A 21,999-nucleotide genomic window follows, 5' to 3' on the forward strand; every position below is an offset into this window, starting at 1 on the left:
GCAACAGCTCCAGCGTGTTGCCGGCGGGGTCCTTGGCGTAAAAGCGCCAGCCTTCGGCCACGCGCACCACGGCCAGGGCCGTGGCGCCCTGGGCCTGCAGGCGCTGCTGCAGCGCCTCCACCCCGGCGACCTGCAAGGCCAGGTGCCCCAGGCATTCGCAGCCGTGGCCCGGGGTGGTGCGCGGCACCAGGTCGATGCGCTGGGCACCGGCCAGGTAGGCCAGCACCTGGGCATGCATGATCCGTGGCAGCCCCAGGCCCTCGCTGTAGAAACGTTCCACCTGCGCCTGCAGGTGGGCCGGGTAGGACAGTTGCACATGGTGCACGCCCAGCACCACGCCATCGGCTGGCAGGCGGGCACTCATGCTGCCAGCCCCCAGGCCCGCAACGCCGCGCACGGCGAGGTGGCATGGCCACTGCGCGGCACCTGCGGTGTGCGCTGCGGGCGCGGCATGGCCCCCATGCCCCATTGCTGCGCCGTGGTGCGCAGCACGCGCAGGGCGTGCACGCACAACACGTCGCGCGAGGTGGCGACAGGGGCTGCGATGGAAACGATGGGGGTGGACATGGTGCGCTCCTTCAAACAATCGGGGCGGCGCGCAACGCCGCCCCCGGGCCGCTGGTGCGGCACATCACTTCTTGGTGTAGATCTGGTCGAAACTGCCGCCGTCGGCAAAGTGGGCCTTGTCGGCCTTGGCCCAGCCGCCAAAGGCCTGGTCGATCGTGAACAGCTCCAGCTTGGGGAACTGCTTGGCGAAGTCGGCCTTGATCTTCTCGTTGGTGGGGCGGTAGAAGTTGCGCGCGGCAATCTGCTGGCCTTCGTCGGAATACAGGTATTCCAGGTAGGCCTGTGCCACCTTGCGCGTGCCCTTCTTGTCCACCACCTTGTCGACCACCGCCACCGTGGGCTCGGCCAGGATGGAGATGGACGGCGCGACGATCTCGAACTTCTCGGGACCGAATTCACGCAGCGCCAGGAAGGCCTCGTTCTCCCAGGCCAGCAGCACATCGCCCACGCCACGCTGCACGAAGGTGATGGTGGAGCCACGGGCGCCGGTGTCCAGCACGGGCACATTGGCAAACAGCTGCTTCACGAAGTCCTTGGCCTTGGCCTCGTCGCCACCATTCTTGCGCTTGGCATATTCCCAGGCGGCCAGGTAGTTCCAGCGCGCACCGCCGCTGGTCTTGGGGTTGGGGGTGATGACCTGCACGCCGGGCTTGACCAGGTCGTTCCAGTCCTTCAGGCCCTTGGGGTTGCCCTTCTTGACCAGGAACACGATGGTGGAGGTGTAGGGCGCGCTGTTGAGCGGCAGCTTCTTTTGCCAGTCGGCCGACAGGTAGTTGCCGTTCTTCACCAGGGCATCCACATCCCCCGCCAGGGCCAGGGTGGCCACATCGGATTCGATGCCGTCGATGATGGAACGCGCCTGCTTGCCCGAACCACCGTGCGACTGCTTGATGGTCACGTCCTGACCGGTCTGGGCCTTCCAGTGCTTGGCAAACGCCTTGTTGTACTCGACGTACAGCTCCCGCGTGGGGTCATAGGACACGTTCAGCAGGGTGACCGGGTCGGCCGCGAATGTCGGCAAAGCCGTGAAGGAGAAGCCCGCCAGAAGGCTGAGGGCAACGGGAATCTTGATAAAGTTGCGGCGATCATTCATTGTTGGCTTTCTGGGTTGTGCTGGGAAATACGGTCCGTTTCACCGTTGAATGGCATTCTGAAAGCAAGCCAACAAAACTTAAACCAATAAGATTTCAGTTCTTTATTACCTAAACATCTGAAATCAACCGAGGACACCCCATGGCACGTACCGTTCAATGCATCAAACTGGGTCAGGAAGCCGAAGGCTTGGACTTTCCCCCCTACCCCGGTGAACTGGGCAAGCGCATTTTTGAAAATGTGAGCAAGCAAGCCTGGGCCGACTGGCTCAAGCACCAGACCATGCTGGTGAACGAAAACCGCCTGAACCTGGCCGATGCCCGCGCCCGCCAATACCTGGCCCGCCAGATGGAAAACCACTTCTTCGGCGCAGGCGCGGACGCTGCCGCCGGTTACGTGCCCCCCAGCGCGCAGTAATCCCAAGTGAAGTGGTTGCCCCCAACCACTTCGTCGGCAGCGACGCAGCGGCGGGCTACGTGCCCCATCGGCACCAAGCACGGCCGGCGCTGCAGCGAGGGGCGTCACAAGCACTGCCTCTGCCGCGATGACGCAGGCGTTGGGCACCGACGCCCTGCTGCATGACACTCCATGGCGAGACCGCGGTTCCACCAAAGCCCCCGCCCACCGGCCCCACAGGCCGGTTTTTTATGGGCAGGCAAGTCCCCCTGGGCGTTTGGGTCTTGCACGCAGGCCATAATCGCAGCTTTTGTTTTCCGTGGGAGAGCGAGGCAGCCACACTGGGCCGGCCTCCGCCGAAGGCGCAAACTCCCATAATCGCTCAGGCACCCAGCACCACGGAACACACATGCCGACTGGAGAGCAGCCGGGACCTTGGCACAAGGTCAGCCGGCTCACCGAAGGGGCAAGCGCGCGCATGACGAACATGCACCGTGCAAAAACTCTCAGGTAAAAGGACAGCGGGAGAGGCTCATCCATGCCCCCATGGCAGCTGCTGCATTGCAGGCCTGGGCGTGTGGGTCTCACCCTTGTGCGCCCATGGGCGCTGCCTGCCGTGTCCGTCCTGTCCGATTTCCTGCACTCCGCCGCCAGCGTCCAGCTGGACGTTATCCTCGTTATCTACCTGATCGCCATCACGGCCGAAGCCATGTCCGGCGCGCTGGCCGCCGGGCGGCGCAACATGGACATCTTTGGCGTGGTCGTGATCGCCTTCGTCACCGCCCTGGGTGGCGGCACCATCCGCGACATGGTGCTGGGCAACTACCCCATCGGCTGGACCCAGCATCCGGCCTATGTCTACCTGGTGGTGTCTGCGGGCCTCTTGACCACCGTCATTGCGCGCTACATGCAACGCATGAAACATGTGTTCCTGCTGCTGGATGCCATGGGGCTGATTGCCTTCTCGCTCATCGGCAGCAACGTGGCCATCAAGCTGGGGTATGACCCGCTGGTGGTCGTCATGGCTGGCATGATCACCGGCATCAGCGGCGGCATTCTGCGCGATGTGCTGTGCAACCAGGTGCCGGTGGTCTTCCGCCGCGAGCTATATGCCAGCGTCTCCATGCTGGTCTGCCTGCTCTACCTGGGCCTGCAGGCGCTGGAGGTGTCGATCGGCATCAGCACCGCCCTGTGCTTTGCCGGGGGACTGGGCCTGCGCCTGGCCGCCATCCGCTTTGGCTGGCGCCTGCCCGTGTTCTCCTACCAGCAGCGCTGGGAGTGAGCTCCACAGGCGATCGCGCCTGATTTATTCATAGATATGCATTTTTCACCTGCACTGCTGTCCCCCTCCTCCCCGTTGCTGGCCTGGCAGGGCCGCCCCAGCTGGCGCTTGCTGAGCACCGATTTCGGCCACGGGGACAGCTTTCTGCAGGTCTGGTCCGCCTGGCAGGCCGACCCCGCGCGCAGCGCCCAATTGCACGTCACCGCCGTGCTGGCACAGCCCGTGACCGCCCAGCAGGTGCTGGCCCAGGCCCCGGCGGCGCTGCAGCCCCAGGCCCAGGCATTGGCCGACCAGCTGTACGGCCTGATGCCCGGCGTGCACCGACTGGGCTTTGACCACGGCCGCGTGCTGCTGACGCTGTGGGTGGGCGAGGCGCAGAGCCTGCTGCGCCAGCAGCACAGCGTGGCCGATGCCGTGCTGCTGCACACCCCCTGGGCCAGCGATGCCCACAGCCTCAAGGCCCTGGCGCGCCACTGCCGGCGTGGCACGGTGCTGGCTGTCCTCCCCGCAGATGCCGCCCTGCAGCAGGCCCTGGGGGGCGTGGGCTTTGTGGCGGACACCACGGCGGCCACCCCGGTACTGCGGTTCGACCCACGCTGGGAGCCGCGCCAGCGCAGCACCAACCCGCCCACCGTCACCCAGCCGGGTACGGCCCTGGTGGTGGGCGCCGGCCTGGCGGGCGCCGCCGTGGCCCACAGCCTGGCGCTGCGCGGTTGGCAGGTCACGGTGCTGGGCCAGGGGCAGGACCCGGCCGATGGGGCCTCTGGCCTGCCGGCCGGGCTGTTCTGCCCCCATGTCTCGCCCGACGACAGCGTGCTCTCGCGCCTGTCGCGCAGCGGCGTGCGCATGACGCTGCAGCGCCTGCGCGATGTCTGTCGCGAAGGCCAGGACTGGGGCCACAGCGGCGTGCTGGAGCATTGCACCGACGGCGGCACCGGCCTGCCCACCGACTGGGCCCACGGCCCCGGCGCCGACTGGAGCCACGCCACCACGCCCGAGCAGCTGCAGGCCACCGGCCTGCCCGCAGACACCACCGCCTGCTGGCACGCCCAGGCCGGCTGGGTGCGCCCGGCCCAGTTGGTGCAGGCGCAACTGCAGCACCCCTTGATCCAGTTCCGCGGCCAGACACCGGTGGCGCAGCTGCGTGCCACGGACACCGGCCTCTGGCAGGCGCTGGATGCCGAAGGCCAGGTGCTGGCCCAGGCCGATCTGGCCCTGCTGGCCTGCGGCCCGGGTACTGCGGCGCTGTTGCCGGCGGGCACCGCCTGGGCCCTGCAAGCGCTGCGCGGCCAGATCACCTGGGGCTGGCACACCCCCGCCAACGCCGCCGCACTGCCGCCCTTCCCCGTCAACGGCAATGGCAACCTAGTCACCCATGTGCCCCTGGCCCCCGGCGCGGCCTGGGTCATGGGCTCCACCTTCGAGCGCGATGTGGACACCCTGCCCATCTCCGCCGAAGACCAGATGGCCGCCCACGCGGTGAATTACGACAAGCTCGCCACGCTGCTGCCCGCCAGCGCCGCGCCGCTGGCGCCATGGTTCACGCCGGGCGACGAACGCTGCCAACCCACCTGGGGCCGCGTGCGCGTGGCCAGCCACGACCGCCTGCCGATTGCCGGCCCGGTGGGCGATGCCGCGCCCGGCCTGTGGGCACTGACCGCCCTGGGGGCCCGTGGCCTGACCCTGTCCGTGCTGTGCGGCGAGCTGATCGCCGCCCAGTTGCACGGCGAACCGCTGCCGCTGGACGCCAAGCTGGCCCTGCACCTGGGCACCGAGCGCCTGGCACGCCAGGGACAGAAAGCTGAAGTGGCACCGTTGCCAGCAAATTGACAAAGATTCGCCCAATCAAAAACAAGAGCTGCCAACGCTTATCTAGCAAGCGCTAGCAGCCAATTTGGTGCATGCATCGTCACAGGCTGCAGCGCCCGGATGCATATTGGGTGGTGTGTTGTGGGGCAAAGGCCGGGGGGCGCCTCGGCAGCCCAGTGACTTTCACGCTGGCGTGGGGCGCCACGCATACTGCGGAGCACCGTGAGTGAAGGCCAAAGCAACGCGTCTGCTGACGGCTGCCTGAGGGAACGCGCTGCGCTCAGACCGTCGCAGGAAGTCCGAAGAACTTTCTCACATAGCAGGTTGCGCGCGTACACGGGTGGCGCTGTGTCTCCTCATGCCCGCATGCTTCGCCACAGCGCTGGCTCTTCCCGCAGGCCTGCCGCAGCAGCGCTGCGAGACAGGTCTGCCTCGTCCACCTGAATTGCCGTGGCTGGTTGAGTGAAGCGCTGCAAGCGCGCAGCGAGTTCCACGGCAGGTATTCAAAAGCGCATCTTTGGTCTCCACCCACATTGCTACGCAATATGAGTTACGTCCCACGCAAGCGTGAAGGTCACTTTCTGGGCGCACCCAGAAAGTGACTCGCCCGCCGGGGCGAGATCCCGGCCTCTGATCACCAAGTCTTCACTGGCGCTACAACCCGCCGCCCCTCAGGCGCAAGCTGTCGCAGCGCGGCGGCGACACAGGGCTGCCACCCACCAAGCCAATGCAGGGCAAACAAAAGCCCCACCTCACCCCCGCACCAAGGTGCTCTTTCCGAACAAACTCTCCACCAAATCCACCACCAGCTCCGCCGTCTGGTTGCGGATGTCCAGCGCCGGGTTCAGCTCCACGATGTCCAGCGAGGCCAGGCGCCCCGTGTCGGCAATCATCTCCATGCACAGCTGGGCCTCGCGGTAGTTGGGGCCGCCGCGCACGGTGGTGCCGGTGCCGGGGGCGATCTCGGGGTCCAGGAAATCCACGTCGAAGCTCAGGTGCAGGTGCACGCCCTCGCCGTCCGGGCCATCCAGCCCCGCCAGGGCCTGCTGCATCACGGCACGCATGCCCTGTTCGTCGATGGCGCGCATGTCGAACACCTCCAGCCCCAGGCGCTGGATGATGCGTTTTTCCACCGCATCCACGCTGCGCAGGCCGATCTGGCAGATCTGTGGGCCTTGCACGGCGGGGATGGCGCCCGACAGGGCCGCCAGCGGCTCGGGGCCCTGACCGCACAGGCTGGCCACGGGCATGCCATGCAAGTTGCCGGTGGGGCTGATCTCGGGCAGGTTGCAGTCGGCGTGCGCGTCCAGCCACAGCACACGCAGGCGCTGGCCGGTGGCGCGGCAGTGGCGTGCGACGGCGCTGATGGAGCCGGTGGCCAGGGTGTGGTCGCCGCCCAGCATGATGGGCATGCGCCCGGCCTGCAGCTGGGCGTACACCGCATCGTGTGCGGCCTGGTTCCAGGCCAGGCATTCGGCGTAGTTGCGCAGGCCCTGGGCATCGCGCGGCCCGCGCGGGTTGGGCGGGCCGGCCAGATTGCCGATGTCCTGCACGTCCACGCCGAATCGGCCCAGCGCCCGGCCCAGCTGGGCCACGCGCAGCGCATCCGGACCCATGGCGGCGCCCAGGCGGCCGGCCCCCACATCGGTGGGTACGCCGATCAGAGTCACAGCTTTTTTGGCCTCCAGCGCTTGCTGGTCTAGCGCCAATAGCTCTTGTTTTTGAAACTTTTGCATTCACGCCACCTTGTGCAAAACGGGATGCCCCACCCCGGCGGCCGGGTGCAGCAGGGCAAACAAGTCCTTGGGGTCGGCCAAGGTGGGGACCAGCTCGATGGCCGACAGCAGGCCCGCCTGGCGCCCCAGCGCCTGCATGGTACGCAGGGCAGAGTAATCCTCCAGCGCAAAACCCACGGAGTCGAACAGGGTGATCTGCGCCGGCGACACGCGCCCGGGGGCCTGGCCGGTCAGCACGCACCAGAACTCGGTGACGGCGAAGTCGGCCTGCATCTGCTGCAGCTCGCCTTCGCGCCGGGTCTGGGGCTCGTACTCGACAAACACGCTGCTGCGGCGCAGCACCTCGGCCGCCAGCTCGGTCTTGCCGGGGCAGTCGCCGCCGACGGCATTGAGGTGCATGCCCGGCGCCAGCGCCCGGGCGTCCAGCACCACGGCGTTGCGCTTGTCGGCGGTGACGGTGGTGACGATGTCCGCGCCCTGCACGGCGGCCTGCACGCTGTCCACGGTCACCGCCTCGGCGCTGTACTGGTCCAGCCACGGCGCCAGGTTGCGCTGCAGCTTGGCCGAGGCGGCCGGGTCCACATCGAACAGGCGCAGCGTGCGCACGCCCAGCAGGTCCAGGAAGGCCAGGGCCTGGAATTCACTTTGCGCGCCGTTGCCGATCAGGGCCATGCAGCGGCTGTCCGGCCGTGCCAGCCGGCGCGCCACCATGGCCGAGGTGGCGGCGGTGCGCAAGGCGGTGGTCAGCGTCAGCTCGCTGACAAAGCGCGGCGCGCCGGTGGCCACGTCGGCCAGGGCGCCAAAGGCCATCACCGTGGGCAGGCCGTGCTGGGTGTTGACGGGGTGGCCGTTGACGTATTTAAAAGCGTAGTCGTGCGCGTCGGCCACGGGCATCAGCTCGATCACGCCGTGGGCGGAATGCGCCGCCGTGCGCGCGCTCTTGTCGAAATCGTTCCAGCGGGCAAAGTCCGCCTCGAGCGCCTGCACCATCTGGCGAAGGCAGGCCACAACGCCGACGCGCGCCACCAGGCGGGCGGCATCGCTGGCGCTCAGGAATTCGGTGTGCACCGAGGCGGGGGCGGCAATCGGGGGCAAGCGGTGGGTGGTGGGGGTCACGGGGGTCATAGGTCCTCCTGCCATGGGGGCTCCAGGGCGATGCGCCAAGCGTGACACAGGTCAAGCACAATTCAAATTGCCAAATTTGACTCAAAATCGTTAAATACCTGTCATTTAGACAACCTGGATTGCCACTATGTCCAATCTGGACCAGATCGACCAACGCCTGATCGCCCTGCTGCGCCACAACGCGCGCGAAAGCGTGGCCACGCTGGCAGTGCGGCTGGGCGTCTCACGCGGCACGGTCACCAACCGCCTGCGCCGGCTGGAGGACGAAGGCGTGATCGCCGGCTACACGCTGCGCCTCAAACCCGCGGCCGACACCGGAGGCCTGCAGGCCTGGATGAGCATTGCCATCGAAGGCAACGATGCCCGGCGCGTGACCGCCAGCCTGCTGGGCGAGCCCGCCGTACAGGCCCTGCACGCCACCAACGGCCAGTGGGACCTGCTGGCCGAGCTGCAGGTGGCCACCCTGCCCGAGCTGGCGCGGGCGCTGGAGCGCATCCGGCTGATCAAGGGCATCAGCCACACGGAAACCAGCATCCACCTGGAGACGCTGCGCGCCCCCCACGGCGCCGGTGCTGCGCAAAAAGATAGCTGACGGCGTGGCTGCCTGGGGCATTTCCAAGCACAATCCCCGGCAAAACCACACAACACCAGCGCGACAAGCTCCTGCTTTCTACAACCCTGGAACACGATTGCCCATGTATACCGCCCTGAAACACTCCCACATGCTGCTGGCCGTGCTGACGCTGCTGCTGGCCGTCGGCTTTGCCGCCCTGGCCTGGCAGGCCACGCCCGCCCGCAAGAGCGCGCTGGTCTATGTCTGCACCCGCATCTTTGGCGGCCTGGCCGCGCTGACCGGCCTGGCCATCACCTTCGTCGGCCCCTGGCAGCAGATGATGTACCCCTACATCGGCCTGATCCTGTACGTGGTGCATGGTCTGGCGATCGGCTTTGCCAAGCGCGCCGACAGCCCCGCCAAGCTGGGGCAGCGCCGCGGCCTGCTGGCCGTGCAATTGCTGGCCCTGCTGGCGCTTACTGGCCTGATGGGCGCCAAGCCTTTCTGAGCCCGACGCCGCAGCCGCGCATCAAAAAAGCCCCGCAGGGTGACTGCGGGCGTTTTTGCTGTGTGCACGGTGCCGCTCAGGGCTTGAGCTTGTGGCCGCAGTGCTCGCAGAAGCTGTCCGTGCGGCCCACCTGGCCGTGGCAGCTGGGGCAGTTGGGTGCCGCCGCCGGGGCGGCTCCTGGGCCTGCGGGGCTGCCGCTGGCTGTGCGTCGGCCAGGCGCTGGGCTTCCTGCGCAGCCTGCTGCGCGGCTGCGGCTTGTTCAGCCTGTAGGCGTGCCGCTTCGGTGGCCTGGCGGGCGGCCTCCCGTTCGGCGGCCAATGCGGCTTGCTGCTGGGCTTGCTCGGCGGCAGCGGCCTTGCGTGCTTCGTTGGCGGCGGCGACTTCCTGCGCCTTCTGTGCCGCAACCTGCTTGGCCCGCTCGGCGGCGGCCTTGGCCCGCTCCTTGGCTTCTTCGGCGCGCTTGCGCACATCGCTCCACACACCGTCCAGGGCCTGCTCCTCACCCGTGCTGTCGATGCTGGCGCTGGCTTGCAGATAGACCAGGTTCTGGCCCATCACCGCCACCTGGCCCAGCAGGGCAAAGATGACGCAGAACAGCACGCCCACACCCAGCCACAGCCCAATGACCGAGCCCGACATGCCCATGTGCGACAGGGCTCGGGGGCCCATGTACATCAGGCCTTCCAGCCCCATGCCCCCCGCGCCGCCACCGGCAATGCCGGTGCCCATGGCCGTCAGGCTGATCGACGCCGGCAGCAGGCCCATGAACAGCAGACCGGTGATGACCATCAGGATGACGTAGAGCACGATCTGCATCAGCACCACCTCGACCAGGCGGTTGCGGGCGATGCCGATCACGCTGGCCAGAGCGGCCTTGAACGGCAGGCCGCTCCAGACGGCGGGCGCAAACATGGGCGCCACCACGCAGACCCAGGCCACGATCAAGGCAGACGCGGCGATGATCAGCACCGGGTGTGCCACAAAGGCCAGCACCGCACCCAGCAATGGGATCTTGCAGACGAAGTAGATGATGGCCGCCACCAGGTAGAAGAGCAGCGTGGCCACCAGGGCCAGCAGCGCCAACCCCAGGAACTTGGGCACGCACAGCAGGCCCGCGTAGGCCGCATCGGCAAAACCGCGCACGGCGATGCCCTGGGCCTTGTCCATCAGCATCACACCCACGGCGGAAACGCCGGAGAAGAAAACCACCGCGGTCGCCAGCATCAGCAGGCCGAACAGCAGCACGCCGGCAAAGCCGCCCATGCCACGGGCCAGGGCCTGGCTGACAAAGACCAGCAGGCCGCACGCCACCAGCGTGATGAAGCCCATGGCCAGAGGCCGCCATTGCGTCAGGCCTTCGCCTGCACGCGCCAGCGCCGAAAATTGAATGTTTTGCAGTCTAGAACTCATCCCGTCCCTCTTTCTTTTTGACAAGCGATGGGTGGCGGTGTGCCCGCCATCCCTGGGCCCGCAGTGGTCCGCGGGCCCCCATGACCTCACAGGCTGCCGCGGATCGCGCCGGCCTTGACCGTGTAGCGCTCCACCCCAGCAGGCACGTTGGTGGTAGTTTGCTTTTCCACCGTGATGGGCTGCCCAGCCGGGCTCTTGGTGTTGCCCGAAGCGGTGTTGACGCGTTTGGCCTTCACATCGGCCGGGTTCTGCTGCACCAGGATGCTGGCGCTGCCGCGGTTGTCGGCCAGGGTGTTGGCCAGGTCCTTGATCTCGTCCATGGCCTGGGTGTAGCCGTCTTTGCCCTTGCCGCCCAGGGGCATGTCCAGGGTCACGGCATCCAGGGTGCGCATGTTGCGCTTTTGCTGGCTGCGGCTGTCGGTGATGTCGACGTGGATCACGGCCACCTCGCCGGCCACGGCGCGCTGCTTGGGCCCCAGCGGCTGTGTCGCTGCGACGGCGCGCGCCTGGGCCTCGCGGGCGGTCTGGATTTCCTGCTCGAACACGGTCTGCAACTGCTCGAAGCGCCCGCCCTGGCCCGTGCTGGCCATGGCAGCTTCCTGGCCCCCGCAGGCCTTGCCGGTGGCGCGGGCCAGCATGCAGCTGAGCGAATTGCTGGCTTCGTCCATGGTGGCACAGCCTGTCACGGTCAGCAGTGCAGCCACCACCACGGTTGTCTTGATCATTCGCATGGGTTCACCTCTCTCTCGGTCTCTCGGAATCTGTCGGGGAGATGACAGCCACGCGGCCCTGGGCCATGTGGCGTCCTTCCTCGGTTGTGCGGGGGAATGGGCAAGCCCGTGGGCCCGTCAATCCAGCAAGCTGTCCAGCGTGTTGGCGGGTTTGGGGGCCGGCTTGGGCGCCACAGGCTTGGGGGCCGCAGGTTTGGGCGTGGCCGCCACCGGGGCCGGGGCAGGTGCCACGGCGGGCTCCAGCGGCTGCGGTGCAGCCACCACGGCGGGTTCTGCCGGGGTTGGCAGGGCCTCAGCGGCGGACGCGGGGTCCAGCGCCTCGGCCTGGGGGCCCACAATATTCGCCGCCCGGGCCTTGTCTTCGTCTTCCGGCAGGCTGGGGGTTGGGTCGTTCAGGCGCTCGGCGTTGATGACCGTCTGTGCCCCCGGCTTGAACAGCATCCAGGTGCCGCCGGCCGCCACGGCCAGCACCCCGACCACCACAAGCGCCAGCAGCTTGGGCTGCAAGGCGGCGGGCTTGGGCGGGGTGGCCGCAGGCCCCGTCACCGGCGGGGTTGGTGCGACAGGGTCCGCCGCGGGCGTCACCGGAACAGGCGGGCTGACCAGCGGCGCAGACGGGGTCGAGGCCGGAGTCGGGGTCACCACTGCGGCTGCGGTGCGTGCCACGCCGCACTGCAGGCAGAACTTGGCACCGGGCGAGCACAGCGCCCCGCAGGCACTGCACGCCTGCTTGGTCACGGCCACCTCCTCCGTCCCGGCAGCCGCCTGCGTGGGCGTGCCGCATTGTTTGCAAAATTTGGCGTTATCGGACAGCGGATGTGTGCAGTGGTGACAGTGCATAGGGTGCGTTGGTGAAGAAATTCCCGGCATTCTGTCGGTAAAAACCGCATCCATCAAACATTCCGAGGCTGCGCGTGGGCTGGACCACACGGGCTTTTTGCGATGTCTCCGCATGGCGTCCGCTGCGGACGAGCAAGTCTTAACTTCACTCCATATTTCACAAAGATATAAGACAACAACAAAACAATCGTTTGTTTTTATAAAGAGATTTCATACAGTGCGCAGCCAGAGGGTTCCCATCGATAAGACCCAGCTTTCCACGATCGCGACTGCGCCATGTACCAATACACCGAATTCGACCAAGCGTTTGTCCAGCAACGCGCTGACCAATTCCGAGACCAGCTGGAGCGCTGGCAGACCGGCAAGCTGGCGGAAGACGACTTCCGCCCCCCTGCGCCTGCAAAACGGCTGGTATGTACAGCGTTACGCCCCCATGCTGCGCGTGGCCGTGCCCTACGGCGAAATCAATGCCGCCCAGATCCGCGTGCTGGCCCGCGTCGCCCGCGAGTACGACGAGCCCGAAGCCGCCGTCTTCCAGGCCGCCATGGACGGCCAGGGCAAGCTGGGCACCACCTTCCTGCCCACGCACTGCGCCCACTTCACCACGCGCACCAACGTGCAGTTCAACTGGATCCCGCTGTCCAAGGCCGCCGACGTGATGGACCTGCTGGCCACGGTGAACCTGCACGGCATCCAGACCAGCGGCAACTGCATCCGCAACACCACCACCGACGCCCTGGCCGGGATTGCCGTGGACGAGGCCGTGGACCCCCGCCCCTACGCCGAAATCCTGCGCCAGTGGACCACGCTGCACCCCGAGTTTGCCTTCCTGCCGCGCAAGTTCAAGATCGCCATCACCGGCGCGGCCGAAGACCGTGCGGCCACCGGTTGGCACGATGTGGGCCTGCACCTGGTGAAGAACGCCGCAGGCGAGGTCGGCTTCAAGGTCTTCGTGGGCGGCGGCATGGGCCGCACCCCCGTGATCGCCACGCAGATTCGTGAGTTCCTGCCCTGGAACCAGATCATGAATTACATCGAGGCCATCGTGCGCGTCTACAACGAGCTGGGCCGCCGCGACAACAAGTACAAGGCCCGCATCAAGATCCTGGTCAAGGCCGAAGGCCAGGCCTACATCGACGCCGTGGAAGAGGAATACCGCCAGATCGTTGAAGTCGATGGCGGCCCCCACACCGTGCCCCAGGCCGAATTCGACCGCGTGGCGGCCATGTTCGTCGAGCCCGACCTGTCGTCCTACCCCGCCATCGGCGCCGAGCAGGCGAATGCCGAACTGCAGGCGCAGATCGCCGCCTCGCCCGCGTTCGCGCGCTGGGTGCAGCGCAATGTGCACCCCCACCGCAACCCGGCCCTGCGCGCCGTGACCCTGTCCTTCAAGCGAGCCGGCCAAGCCCCGGGCGATGCCAACGGCGACCAGCTGGACGCCCTGGCCGACCTGATGGATGTGTTCTCCGCCGGCGAAGCCCGCGTCACCCACGACCAGAACGTGCTGCTGCCCTGGGTGCACGCCAGCGAGCTGCACGCCCTGTGGCAGCAGGCCAAGGCCCTGGGCCTGGCCAGCACCAACGTGGCCCTGCTGACCGACATGATCGCCTGCCCCGGCGGCGACTTCTGCGCCCTGGCCAATGCCCGCAGCCTGCCGATTGCCGAAGCCATCACCCAGCGCTACCAGGACCTGGACGAGCTGGACGACATCGGCGAGATCGACCTGCACATCAGCGGTTGCATCAACAGCTGCGGTCACCACCACAGCGGCCACATCGGCATCCTGGGCGTCGACAAGGACGGCAAGGAGTGGTACCAGGTCACGCTGGGCGGCTCGGACGGCTCCACACTGTCCGGCGAAGCCGGAGCCGGCAAGGTGATCGGCCCCTCGTTCTCGGCCGCCGAAGTGCCCGACGTGCTCGAAGCCGTGCTGACCACCTACCGCGACCTGCGCCAGCCCGGCGAGCGCTTCATCGACGCCGTGCGCCGCATCGGCCTGGACCCGTTCAAGGAAGCCGGCAAGGCTGCGCGCCACCCCGCGCCTGCCGAGGTGGAAACCGAAGCCGTCTGAGCCCCCAGAACCCCAAGGAAACCACCATGCAAATTCTGGCCCACAACGACTACCAGGCCCCGACCGCCAGCACGGCCACCGTGCTGCTGCTGGCCAACGACACCAACGTGCTGGACGTGAACCTGGACGGCATCACGCAGATCGACCTGCACTTTCCCGCCTTCACCGACGGCCGCGCCTTCAGCCAGGCCTACCTGCTGCGCCGCCGCCTGAAGTTTGCCGGCGACATCCGCGCCACGGGCGATGTGCTGATCGACCAGCTGGTGCAGATGCAGCGCACCGGCTTCAGCAGCGCCGTGCTGCGCGAAGGCGTGGACGCGGCCGATGCCCAGCGCCAGTTCGAGCGTTTCGGCGGCTACTACCAGGCCGACGCCGTGAACCCCCTGCCCCACTTCCACGCACGCCAGGCCACCGCATGAGCGCACTTGCCCCCACCCTCGATCTGGCCCAGGTGAATGCCGAACTGGGCCGCGACGCCCAGGCCCTGGTGAACTGGGCCGTCGGCCTGGACCTGCCCACCATCGTCACCACCAATTTCCGCCCCTTCGAGGCGGTGATCCTGCACATGGTGACGCGCGCCCGCCCCGACGTGTCCGTGGTCTGGATGGACAACGGCTACAACACCGAAGCCACCTATCGGTTTGCCGATGCGGTGACCAAGCAGCTTGGGCTCAACCTGAAGATCTACCTGCCCCTGCGCTCGCGCGCCCACCGCGAGGCCGTGGAAGGCCCCACGCCCGCGCTGGACGACCCACGCCACGCGGCCTTCACCGCCGAGGTGAAGCTGGAGCCCTTTGCCCGCGCCCTGCGCGAGACCGCGCCCCAGGTCTGGTTCACCGCCCTGCGCGCCACCGACACCGCCGTGCGCGCCGCCATGGACCCGGTCAGCATCAACCCCGACGGCCTGATCAAGGTGGCGCCCCTGCTGCACTGGTCGTCCAAGGACCTGTACGAATACTGCGAGCAGCACGGCCTGCCCAACAACTTCGACTACGTGGACCCCACCAAGGGTGAAGACAACCGCGAATGCGGCCTGCACATATCCCACTAAGAACCATAGCTACCAGCCCTTACTGGATAAGCGCTAGAGCCCGATTTCGTTTGAAAGTATCTGTATGAACGCCCGTGTGGACACCCCCGTGCTGAGCCAGCTCAGCAACCGCCACCTGGATGCGCTGGAAGAGGAAACCATCTTCATCCTGCGCGAAGTGGCCGCCGCCTTTGAACGTCCCGCCCTGCTGTTCTCGGGCGGCAAGGACTCGCTGGTCATGCTGCGCTGCGCCGAGAAGGCCTTTGGCGCGGGCCGCATCCCCTACCCGCTGCTGATGATCGACACCGGCCACAACTTCCCCGAAGTGACCGATTTCCGCGACTTCCGGGCGCAGGAGCTGGGCGCCGAGCTGATCGTGCGCAGCGTGGAAGAATCCATGGCGCGCGGCACGGTGCGCCTGGCCCACCCGGAAGAGCCCCGCAATGCGCACCAGTCGGTCACGCTGCTGGAAGCGATTGAAGAGTTCCGCTTTGATGCGCTGATTGGCGGCGCCCGCCGCGACGAGGAAAAGGCCCGCGCCAAGGAACGCATCTTCAGCCACCGCGACAGCTTTGGCCAATGGCAGCCCAAGGCCCAGCGCCCCGAGCTGTGGACGCTGTTCAACACCCGCATTGCCCCCGGCGAGCACTTCCGCGTGTTCCCCATCAGCAACTGGACCGAGCTGGACGTGTGGCAGTACATCGAGCGTGAGCAGATCGCCCTGCCCAGCCTGTACTACAGCCACCCGCGCCACATCGTCGAGCGCAAAGGCCTGCTGGTGCCCGTGACGGAGCTGACCCCGCCCAAAGACGGCGAAACCGTCGTGGTGCGCGATGTGCGTTTTCGCACCTTGGGGGACATCACCTGCACCTGCCCCGTGGAAAGCACGGCAGCCACGGCGGCCGAGATCGTGATCGAGACCCTGGCCGCCGAGGTCAGCGAACGCGGCGCCACGCGCATGGACGACAAGACCAGCGAGGCCTCCATGGAAAAGCGCAAGAAAGACGGTTACTTTTAATGCATCCCCCTGAGGCGCTCACGCGCCTTCCCCCTTCTCTTGCAGGCTTCGCCTTTGGGAAGGGGAACACCACCAGCGCGGCGGGGCGGCCCTTGCGCGGTGGTTCTGGGTTGGGCCGTGCCTGAGTTGAGGTCATGCCCTGACTCACTCACTGAAAGCTTTCGATGACTGAAATCATTAATTCCATAGCTACTAGCGCAGGCACAGCAAGCGCTAACGGCCAATTTGACTCTGATTCCGACCACGTCTCCGCACTGCGCTTCATCACCTGCGGCTCGGTGGACGATGGCAAGTCGACCCTGATCGGCCGCCTGCTGGTGGACACCCGCGCCGTGCTGCAGGACCAACTGGCCGGCGTGACCAAGAGCGGTGAGACCGATCTGGCCCTGCTGACCGACGGCCTGTCGGCCGAGCGCGAGCAAGGCATCACCATCGACGTGGCCTACCGCTACTTCAACACCGACGCGCGCAAGTTCATCATCGGCGACGCGCCCGGCCATGAGCAGTACACGCGCAACATGGTCACGGCCGTCAGCAGCGCCGACGCCGCCGTGGTGCTGGTGGACGCCACCAAGCTGGACTGGCAGAACCCCGGCTTGCAACTGCTGCCGCAGACGCGCCGCCACAGCCTGCTGGCCCACCTGCTGCGCGTGCACTCGCTGGTGTTTGCCGTCAACAAGCTGGACGCCGTGGCCGACCCGGCCCTGGCCTTCACCCACATTCGCGGCGCCCTGGAGCGTTTCGCCCAAGACGCCGGCATTACCGTGGCGGCCACCGTGCCTGTGTCCGCCCTCAAGGGCTACAACGTGGTCAACGCCCACCAGGGCTGGGCCGGCTATGAAGGCCCCAGCCTGCTGCAGCTGCTGGAGCAGTTGCCTAACACCCCGGCCGACACCGATCTGCCCCTGGCCTTCCCCGTGCAGTGGGTGGAAAAGTTCCACGACAGCGCCGTCACCACCCAGGGCCGCCGCGTGTTCTGGGGCCGTGTGGCCGCCGGCAGCGCCCAGGTGGGCGCACAGGTGCAGATCCTGCCCAGCGGCCAGCTGGCCACCATCGCCCAGGTGATCGACCATGCCCGCGCGCCCCAGGGCGTGACGGCGGGCCTGTCCGCCGGCATCACGCTGGACCGCGAGGTGGATGTCTCGCGCGGCGACTGGATCGTGGCCGCCCCCGTGCAGGCCGCCGTGGCCGACGATGATTTCGACACCCCCACCGCCCAACCCGCCTGGCCCAGCAGCCGCAGCCTGAGCGCCACCGTGGCCTGGATGGACAACGAGCCCCTAGTACCAGGCCGCGTCTACTGGGCGCTGCACGGCCACCGCTGGGTCAAGGCCAAGGCCCAGCGCGTGGTGCACCGCCTGAACGTCAACACCCTGGCCGAGGAAGACGCCGCCCAGCTGGAGCCCAACGCCATCGGCGTGGTGGAGTTTGCGCTGCAGGAAGCGATTCCCACCGCCGCCTTCCACCGCAGCCGCGCCCTGGGCTCGCTGATCCTGGTGGACACCGCCAGCAACGCCACCGCGGCAGCCGTCCTGGTGCGCTGAACGCGCGCCCGGATTTGATCCGCCACACGGAAACCGCAGCTTGATACCCCTGAATCCATGCCCACTGCTGGCAGGGTTCAGGAAAAAACCTAGAATCGTGGGTTAATACCGATCCCCTTGCATACTGCATAAGAAGAATCTCTCATGACACACGTCGTCACCGAAAACTGCATCAAGTGCAAATACACCGACTGCGTGGATGTTTGCCCCGTGGACTGCTTCCGCGAAGGACCAAACTTCCTCGTGATTGACCCCGATGAGTGCATCGACTGCGCGGTCTGCATTCCCGAATGCCCGGCCAACGCCATCTTTGCGGAAGAAGATACGCCGGCCGACCAGTTGCACTTCATCAAGCTCAACGCCGAGCTGGCCATGGCCAAGGGCTGGAAGAGCATCACCAAGCGCAAGGCCTCGCTGCCCGACGCCGACGACTGGAACGGCAAGGAAGGTAAGCTCAGCTTGCTGGAGCGTTGATCGCCTCCGTCCACGCTGGCCCCGATCGCCCCACCCATCAGCCCCAGCCCCCTGGGGCTGTTTGCTTTGTAGCTGCCTGATCGCTTTGCACCCACCCGTATGACCTCTGCCCCTGCCTGCTCCGCCCCGCTGTCCACCGATGTCGCCGTGATCGGCGCAGGCCCGGTGGGCATGTTCCAGGTGTTCCAGCTGGGCTTGCAGGGGCTGCGCAGCCACCTGATCGACGCCCTGCCCCACCTGGGCGGCCAGTGCGCCGAGCTGTACCCGGACAAGCCCATCTACGACATCCCGGGCATTCCCGTGTGCACGGGGGCCGAGCTGGTGCAGCGCCTGCGCCAGCAGATGGCACCGTTTACCCCCACGCTGCACCTGGGCCAGCAGGTCCAGACCCTGGCGCAGGAGGACGACGGCCAGTGGCTGCTGGGCACCGCCACCGGCACCACGCTGCGCACCAAGGCCGTGGTGATTGCCGCGGGCGTGGGCTCGTTCGTGCCCAAGGCCGTGAAGGTCGACGGCATCGACGCCCTGGTCGGCCACAGCGTGCACTACCACCCGGCCGATCTGGCCCGGCTGCCCCTGCGCGGGCAGCAGGTGCTGGTGCACGGCGGCGATGAACTGGCCGTGCAGGCCGCCATCGACGCCCTGGCCCAGGCACCGGCCAGCGTCACCCTGATGCACCGCCGCGAGGTCTTCACCGCCCCCGAAGCCTTGCTGGCCCAGCTGCAGGCCCACCAGGCCGCCGGCCGCATCCGCGTGCTGGCCGCCCAACCCCTGGCGCTGCAGGCCGATGGCACGGCGCTGCAGGCACTCGACGTCAGCCTGCCCGATGGCAGCCCCCACAGCCTGCCGGTGCAGCAGTGGCTGGTGTTCCAGGGCATCTCGCCCAAGCTCGGCCCCGTGGCCGACTGGGGGCTGGAGCTGGTCAAGAAGCAGCTGCCCGTTGACACGGGCACCTTCGTCACCGAAGCCCCGGGCGTCTACGCCGTGGGCGACATCAACCACTACCCGGGCAAGCGCAAGCTGATTGTCTGCGGCTTTCACGAAGCCACGCTGGCGGCTTTCTCGATCGCGGAATACCTGACCGACAAGCCCGTGCTGCTGCAATACACCACCTCCAGCAGCCATCTGCAAAGCCTGCTCGGGGTGGCCCCCAGCGCCGCCTAAGCGTCCTCTCCTACCCGCTAAACCCCGGTCGTGCCACGCCCGCCGGGCCGACCCCGCACGGCAGTCCCCTTTGCCCCTGGGTCACCCGCTGGCGCCACGGCGCCCCGATATGATTTGCGGACTTGCCCCGCCTTTTCCAATCATATTTATTCAAAAGGCGGCCGCTTCATTTTTATCCAGCGACCCAATCCCTGATTGGGTTTTTTTATGCATTCATTGGCAATTCCATCCGCTTCGGCACGCCCCCCTGCGGGTCGTTCGATGTCCCACACCAATATCCAGCAAGCCCTGCAGGACATCGGCCGGCAGGCCGATGTCTTGATGCTGTTGTTGATTATGGGTTGCAGCATTCTGGCTGTGCCGATTGCCTGGCATTACTCCAGCCTGGATGGGGTGCTGATTTTCAGCCCGCTGCTCAGCGCCCTGGCCGCCGCGCTGTGTTTCAGCCTGCGCGGGACGGTCATCACGCGCTACGCCTTGCCGTTGCTGCTGTGCGCCACGGTCGCGCTGCACATCCAGGTTTCGCTGGGCACGATCGAATTTCACTTCGGGGTATTTGTCACATTGGCCCTGGTCATGGTCTACCGCGAATGGCGCGTGGTATTGGCCTGTGCGGCATTTTTTGCCGTGCACCATATATTGTTCGACCGTTTGCAGGCCTGGGGTTACGGCATTTACTGCACCACCGAAGCAGATTTTCAGAAAATCGTCTTGCATGCCACGTTTGTGGTGGCACAAACGGCCGTGGAGATATTCATTCTCCAGAAAATGGTGGCGTCTTACCGCCAGGGGATTGAATTGCAGGGTCTGGTCAATGCCCTGGACGATGGCGGCCAATTCAATCTGGATATTTCCGGGGAATCGGTGCAGACGCCCCTGGCGCGCGAGCTGCAGGCGCTGATGCTGAACCTGCATGACACGGTGCGCACCGTGACACACAGCGTGCGCCAGATGCAGACCGCCAGCCACGAGATCCAGACCGGCAGCAACGACCTGTCGGCCCGCACCGAACAGGCCTGCAGCGCCCTGGAGGAAACCGCCCGTGCCGCCTCGCGCGTGCTGGCGGCCGGCGAACATGCCCGGGCGCTGGCCGCGGACACCGACGCCATGACGCGCAACGCCACCGAGGCCGCGCACCAGGGCCAGGCCGTGGTGGCGGCCCTGGCCGAGAGCATGGACACCATCCACCAACAGTCGGCAGAGATTGCCGAGATCGTGGCCGTGGTCGATGGTCTGGCGTTCCAGACCAACCTGCTGGCCTTGAATGCTGCCGTGGAAGCTGCCCGTGCGGGCGAGCAAGGTCGTGGTTTTGCCGTGGTAGCGGAAGAAGTGCACCGCCTGGCCCTGCGCAGCGCCGACGCGGCCCAGCAGATCCGCGGGCTGATCCAGTCCTCCGGGCAAGCGATCGCCCTGGGCTCCAGCCAGAGCCAGGACGCGCTGGCCGCCATGCAACAGCTGCAACATGCCTCGGGCAATGTGACGGGCAGCATGCGCGAGATCATGGACTCCACGCAGGAACAGGCCAGCGCCATGGCCGACATCACCCAGGCCATCCACCAGCTCGAGCACAGCATGTCGCAGAACTCGGCCCTGGCCGAAGAGTCGCACGCCGCCGCCAGCAGCCTGCAGGAGCAGACGGTGCAGATGCGCCGCAGTGTGCAAGCCTTCAAAATCTGAAGCGCACACCGCGCATAAAACAAAGGGCTTCAGGTCAAAAACACCTGAAGCCCTTTGTCTTTGAGCGCAGGACGCTCATTTTTTTATGAGCACCTGCCGCGTTTACAAGGTTTTGCGCATGGTGATGTGGTCGATGCCCGCTTCCTGGTAGACCTCGCCCTCGGGCACAAAGCCGGCGCGGGTGTAGAAGTTGCGGGCGTGGACCTGGGCGTGCAGCACGGCCTCGCGGTCCCCGCGTTGCTGTGCGGCCTCCACCAGCGCGTCCAGCACCCGGCGTCCCACGCTGGAGCCACGCAGCTCGCGCGCCACGGCCATGCGGCCGATGCGGCCCACGCCGGGCGCATCGCTGACCAGCCGCCCCGTACCGACGGCATGGCCCAGGCGGTTGAGGGCCACGACATGGCGGCAGACCGGATCGAACTCGTCCATCTCGATCTCGGGCGGCACGCCCTGCTCCTTGACGAAGACTTCCATGCGCAGGCGCTCGGCCAGGCGGCCCAGGTCGTTCCAGTTGCCGGAGCGCAGTTGCACCATGTCCTCGCCGGCCTCGAAGGCGCTCAGCATGTCGCGCAGCGCCTGCGGCACGGGCTGGGATTGCTGCTGTGCGTCGGCAAACACATAGACCAGCTCCACCGTGTTGAGCAGTTGCTGGCCGCGGAAAATGCCCGCCTCAAACTGCAGCGAGGTGTTGCCCTGGCGCACGCAGCGAATGCCCACGTCCAGCACATCGCCCATCTGGGCCGAGGCGTGGTAGGTCACCGTGGCCTTCTTGACGAACAGCTCGCCGCCCAGCGTGGCCCAGCTTTGCGCATACGGCATGGCCATCTGGCGCCAGTAGTCGGTGACCGCCACGTCGGCGTACATCAGGTAGTGGGCGTTGAAGACGATCTTCTGGGCATCCACTTCGGACCAGCGCACCGTCAGGCGGTGGCGGCAACGGAAATCTTGGGGTCGCATCGTTGGCTCTTTCAT

Annotated in this window: 21 protein-coding genes, 1 pseudogene and 1 riboswitch; of the genes and pseudogenes, 13 read left to right on the plus strand and 9 right to left on the minus strand. The window is 66.9% G+C overall.

Annotation, left to right across the window (positions count from 1 at the left end; all coding sequences use genetic code 11):
* The 3 genes from SJH88_RS10685 to SJH88_RS10695 form a co-directional block, all read right to left on the minus strand.
* Nucleotides 1–364, minus strand: a 364-nt coding sequence (locus SJH88_RS10685) for a VOC family protein (RefSeq protein WP_274754457.1), incomplete at its 3' end; no start/stop codon positions are given.
* Complete coding sequence (locus tag SJH88_RS10690; protein WP_156106018.1) at nt 361–567, minus strand: hypothetical protein; 207 nt, start codon at nt 565–567, stop codon at nt 361–363. The genes SJH88_RS10690 and SJH88_RS10685, both read right to left, overlap by 4 nt.
* A gap of 64 nt (nt 568–631) precedes the next feature.
* Nucleotides 632–1,660 (minus strand): sulfate ABC transporter substrate-binding protein, encoded by a 1,029-nt coding sequence (locus tag SJH88_RS10695; RefSeq protein ID WP_042416566.1) that lies wholly within the window; start codon nt 1,658–1,660, stop codon nt 632–634.
* A 140-nt stretch (nt 1,661–1,800) separates the two neighbouring features.
* On the opposite strand from SJH88_RS10695, the gene SJH88_RS10700 reads away from it, so the two are divergent.
* The 3 genes from SJH88_RS10700 to mnmC1 all read left to right on the plus strand — a co-directional run bounded on the left by SJH88_RS10700 (nt 1,801) and on the right by mnmC1 (nt 5,167).
* Complete coding sequence (locus SJH88_RS10700; RefSeq protein WP_042416570.1) at nt 1,801–2,076, plus strand: oxidative damage protection protein; 276 nt, start codon at nt 1,801–1,803, stop codon at nt 2,074–2,076.
* A gap of 289 nt (nt 2,077–2,365) precedes the next feature.
* Nucleotides 2,366–2,464: riboswitch (glycine riboswitch) on the plus strand.
* A gap of 216 nt (nt 2,465–2,680) precedes the next feature.
* The gene (locus tag SJH88_RS10705) at nt 2,681–3,337 is read left to right on the plus strand and encodes a trimeric intracellular cation channel family protein (protein ID WP_414111679.1); all 657 of its coding nucleotides are present in this window, start codon (nt 2,681–2,683) and stop codon (nt 3,335–3,337) included.
* 36 nt (nt 3,338–3,373) lie between these two features.
* Nucleotides 3,374–5,167 carry an FAD-dependent 5-carboxymethylaminomethyl-2-thiouridine(34) oxidoreductase MnmC1 gene (mnmC1, locus tag SJH88_RS10710; RefSeq protein ID WP_274754458.1) on the plus strand — a complete coding sequence of 598 codons (1,794 nt, stop codon included), beginning with the start codon at nt 3,374–3,376 and terminating at the stop codon, nt 5,165–5,167.
* A 731-nt stretch (nt 5,168–5,898) separates the two neighbouring features.
* Here the strand turns inward: mnmC1 and rocF are convergent.
* Both rocF and SJH88_RS10720 read right to left on the minus strand, forming a co-directional pair.
* Nucleotides 5,899–6,882: an arginase gene (gene rocF / locus SJH88_RS10715; RefSeq protein WP_274754459.1), complete on the minus strand. Its 984-nt coding sequence runs from the start codon at nt 6,880–6,882 to the stop codon at nt 5,899–5,901.
* The gene (locus tag SJH88_RS10720) at nt 6,883–8,007 is read right to left on the minus strand and encodes an ornithine cyclodeaminase (RefSeq protein WP_274754460.1); all 1,125 of its coding nucleotides are present in this window, start codon (nt 8,005–8,007) and stop codon (nt 6,883–6,885) included. It lies immediately after the preceding gene.
* 136 nt (nt 8,008–8,143) lie between these two features.
* Between SJH88_RS10720 and SJH88_RS10725 the strand changes: the two genes are divergently transcribed.
* The gene (locus tag SJH88_RS10725) at nt 8,144–8,599 is read left to right on the plus strand and encodes an Lrp/AsnC family transcriptional regulator (protein ID WP_274754474.1); all 456 of its coding nucleotides are present in this window, start codon (nt 8,144–8,146) and stop codon (nt 8,597–8,599) included.
* Between the two features lie 103 nt (nt 8,600–8,702).
* Nucleotides 8,703–9,068, plus strand: a complete 366-nt coding sequence (locus tag SJH88_RS10730; protein ID WP_042416579.1) for a hypothetical protein — start codon at nt 8,703–8,705, stop codon at nt 9,066–9,068.
* Nucleotides 9,069–9,089: 21 nt separating this feature from the next.
* Here SJH88_RS10730 and SJH88_RS10735 read toward each other — a convergent pair whose 3' ends face one another.
* The 3 genes from SJH88_RS10735 to SJH88_RS10745 form a co-directional block, all read right to left on the minus strand.
* A complete protein-coding gene (locus SJH88_RS10735; protein ID WP_274754461.1) occupies nt 9,090–10,478 on the minus strand; it encodes a zinc ribbon domain-containing protein in 1,389 nt (462 codons plus the stop codon).
* 86 nt (nt 10,479–10,564) lie between these two features.
* Nucleotides 10,565–11,209, minus strand: a complete 645-nt coding sequence (locus tag SJH88_RS10740) for a hypothetical protein (RefSeq protein WP_210931262.1) — start codon at nt 11,207–11,209, stop codon at nt 10,565–10,567.
* A 117-nt stretch (nt 11,210–11,326) separates the two neighbouring features.
* Nucleotides 11,327–12,163, minus strand: a complete 837-nt coding sequence (locus tag SJH88_RS10745; protein ID WP_331699726.1) for a zinc ribbon domain-containing protein — start codon at nt 12,161–12,163, stop codon at nt 11,327–11,329.
* 162 nt (nt 12,164–12,325) lie between these two features.
* Between SJH88_RS10745 and SJH88_RS10750 the strand changes: the two are divergent.
* The 8 genes and pseudogenes from SJH88_RS10750 to SJH88_RS10785 all read left to right on the plus strand — a co-directional run bounded on the left by SJH88_RS10750 (nt 12,326) and on the right by SJH88_RS10785 (nt 21,027).
* A pseudogene (locus tag SJH88_RS10750) lies at nt 12,326–14,120 on the plus strand (nitrite/sulfite reductase).
* Nucleotides 14,121–14,146: 26 nt separating this feature from the next.
* Complete coding sequence (locus SJH88_RS10755) at nt 14,147–14,539, plus strand: DUF934 domain-containing protein (RefSeq protein WP_274754463.1); 393 nt, start codon at nt 14,147–14,149, stop codon at nt 14,537–14,539.
* Nucleotides 14,536–15,171, plus strand: a complete 636-nt coding sequence (locus tag SJH88_RS10760; protein ID WP_042416596.1) for a phosphoadenosine phosphosulfate reductase domain-containing protein — start codon at nt 14,536–14,538, stop codon at nt 15,169–15,171. The genes SJH88_RS10755 and SJH88_RS10760 overlap by 4 nt, the downstream gene beginning before the upstream one ends.
* A gap of 64 nt (nt 15,172–15,235) precedes the next feature.
* Nucleotides 15,236–16,168, plus strand: coding sequence for a sulfate adenylyltransferase subunit CysD (gene cysD, locus SJH88_RS10765; RefSeq protein ID WP_274754464.1), 933 nt, complete (start codon nt 15,236–15,238; stop codon nt 16,166–16,168).
* Nucleotides 16,169–16,332: 164 nt separating this feature from the next.
* Entirely contained in the window at nt 16,333–17,712 is a 1,380-nt protein-coding gene (locus tag SJH88_RS10770) for a sulfate adenylyltransferase subunit 1 (RefSeq protein ID WP_274754465.1), read from the plus strand.
* 144 nt (nt 17,713–17,856) lie between these two features.
* Nucleotides 17,857–18,186 (plus strand): ferredoxin FdxA, encoded by a 330-nt coding sequence (fdxA, locus tag SJH88_RS10775; RefSeq protein ID WP_274754466.1) that lies wholly within the window; start codon nt 17,857–17,859, stop codon nt 18,184–18,186.
* A 99-nt stretch (nt 18,187–18,285) separates the two neighbouring features.
* The gene (locus SJH88_RS10780) at nt 18,286–19,350 is read left to right on the plus strand and encodes an NAD(P)/FAD-dependent oxidoreductase (RefSeq protein WP_274754467.1); all 1,065 of its coding nucleotides are present in this window, start codon (nt 18,286–18,288) and stop codon (nt 19,348–19,350) included.
* A gap of 261 nt (nt 19,351–19,611) precedes the next feature.
* Nucleotides 19,612–21,027: a methyl-accepting chemotaxis protein gene (locus SJH88_RS10785; RefSeq protein ID WP_274754468.1), complete on the plus strand. Its 1,416-nt coding sequence runs from the start codon at nt 19,612–19,614 to the stop codon at nt 21,025–21,027.
* 102 nt (nt 21,028–21,129) lie between these two features.
* Here the strand turns inward: SJH88_RS10785 and SJH88_RS10790 are convergent, their stop codons facing one another.
* The gene (locus SJH88_RS10790) at nt 21,130–21,984 is read right to left on the minus strand and encodes a YbgC/FadM family acyl-CoA thioesterase (RefSeq protein WP_274754469.1); all 855 of its coding nucleotides are present in this window, start codon (nt 21,982–21,984) and stop codon (nt 21,130–21,132) included.
* Nucleotides 21,985–21,999 lie beyond the last annotated feature (15 nt).

It is taken from the genome of Comamonas sp. GCA5 (genome assembly GCF_036541385.1).
Taxonomy (GTDB): Bacteria; Pseudomonadota; Gammaproteobacteria; order Burkholderiales; family Burkholderiaceae_C; genus Comamonas; species Comamonas aquatica.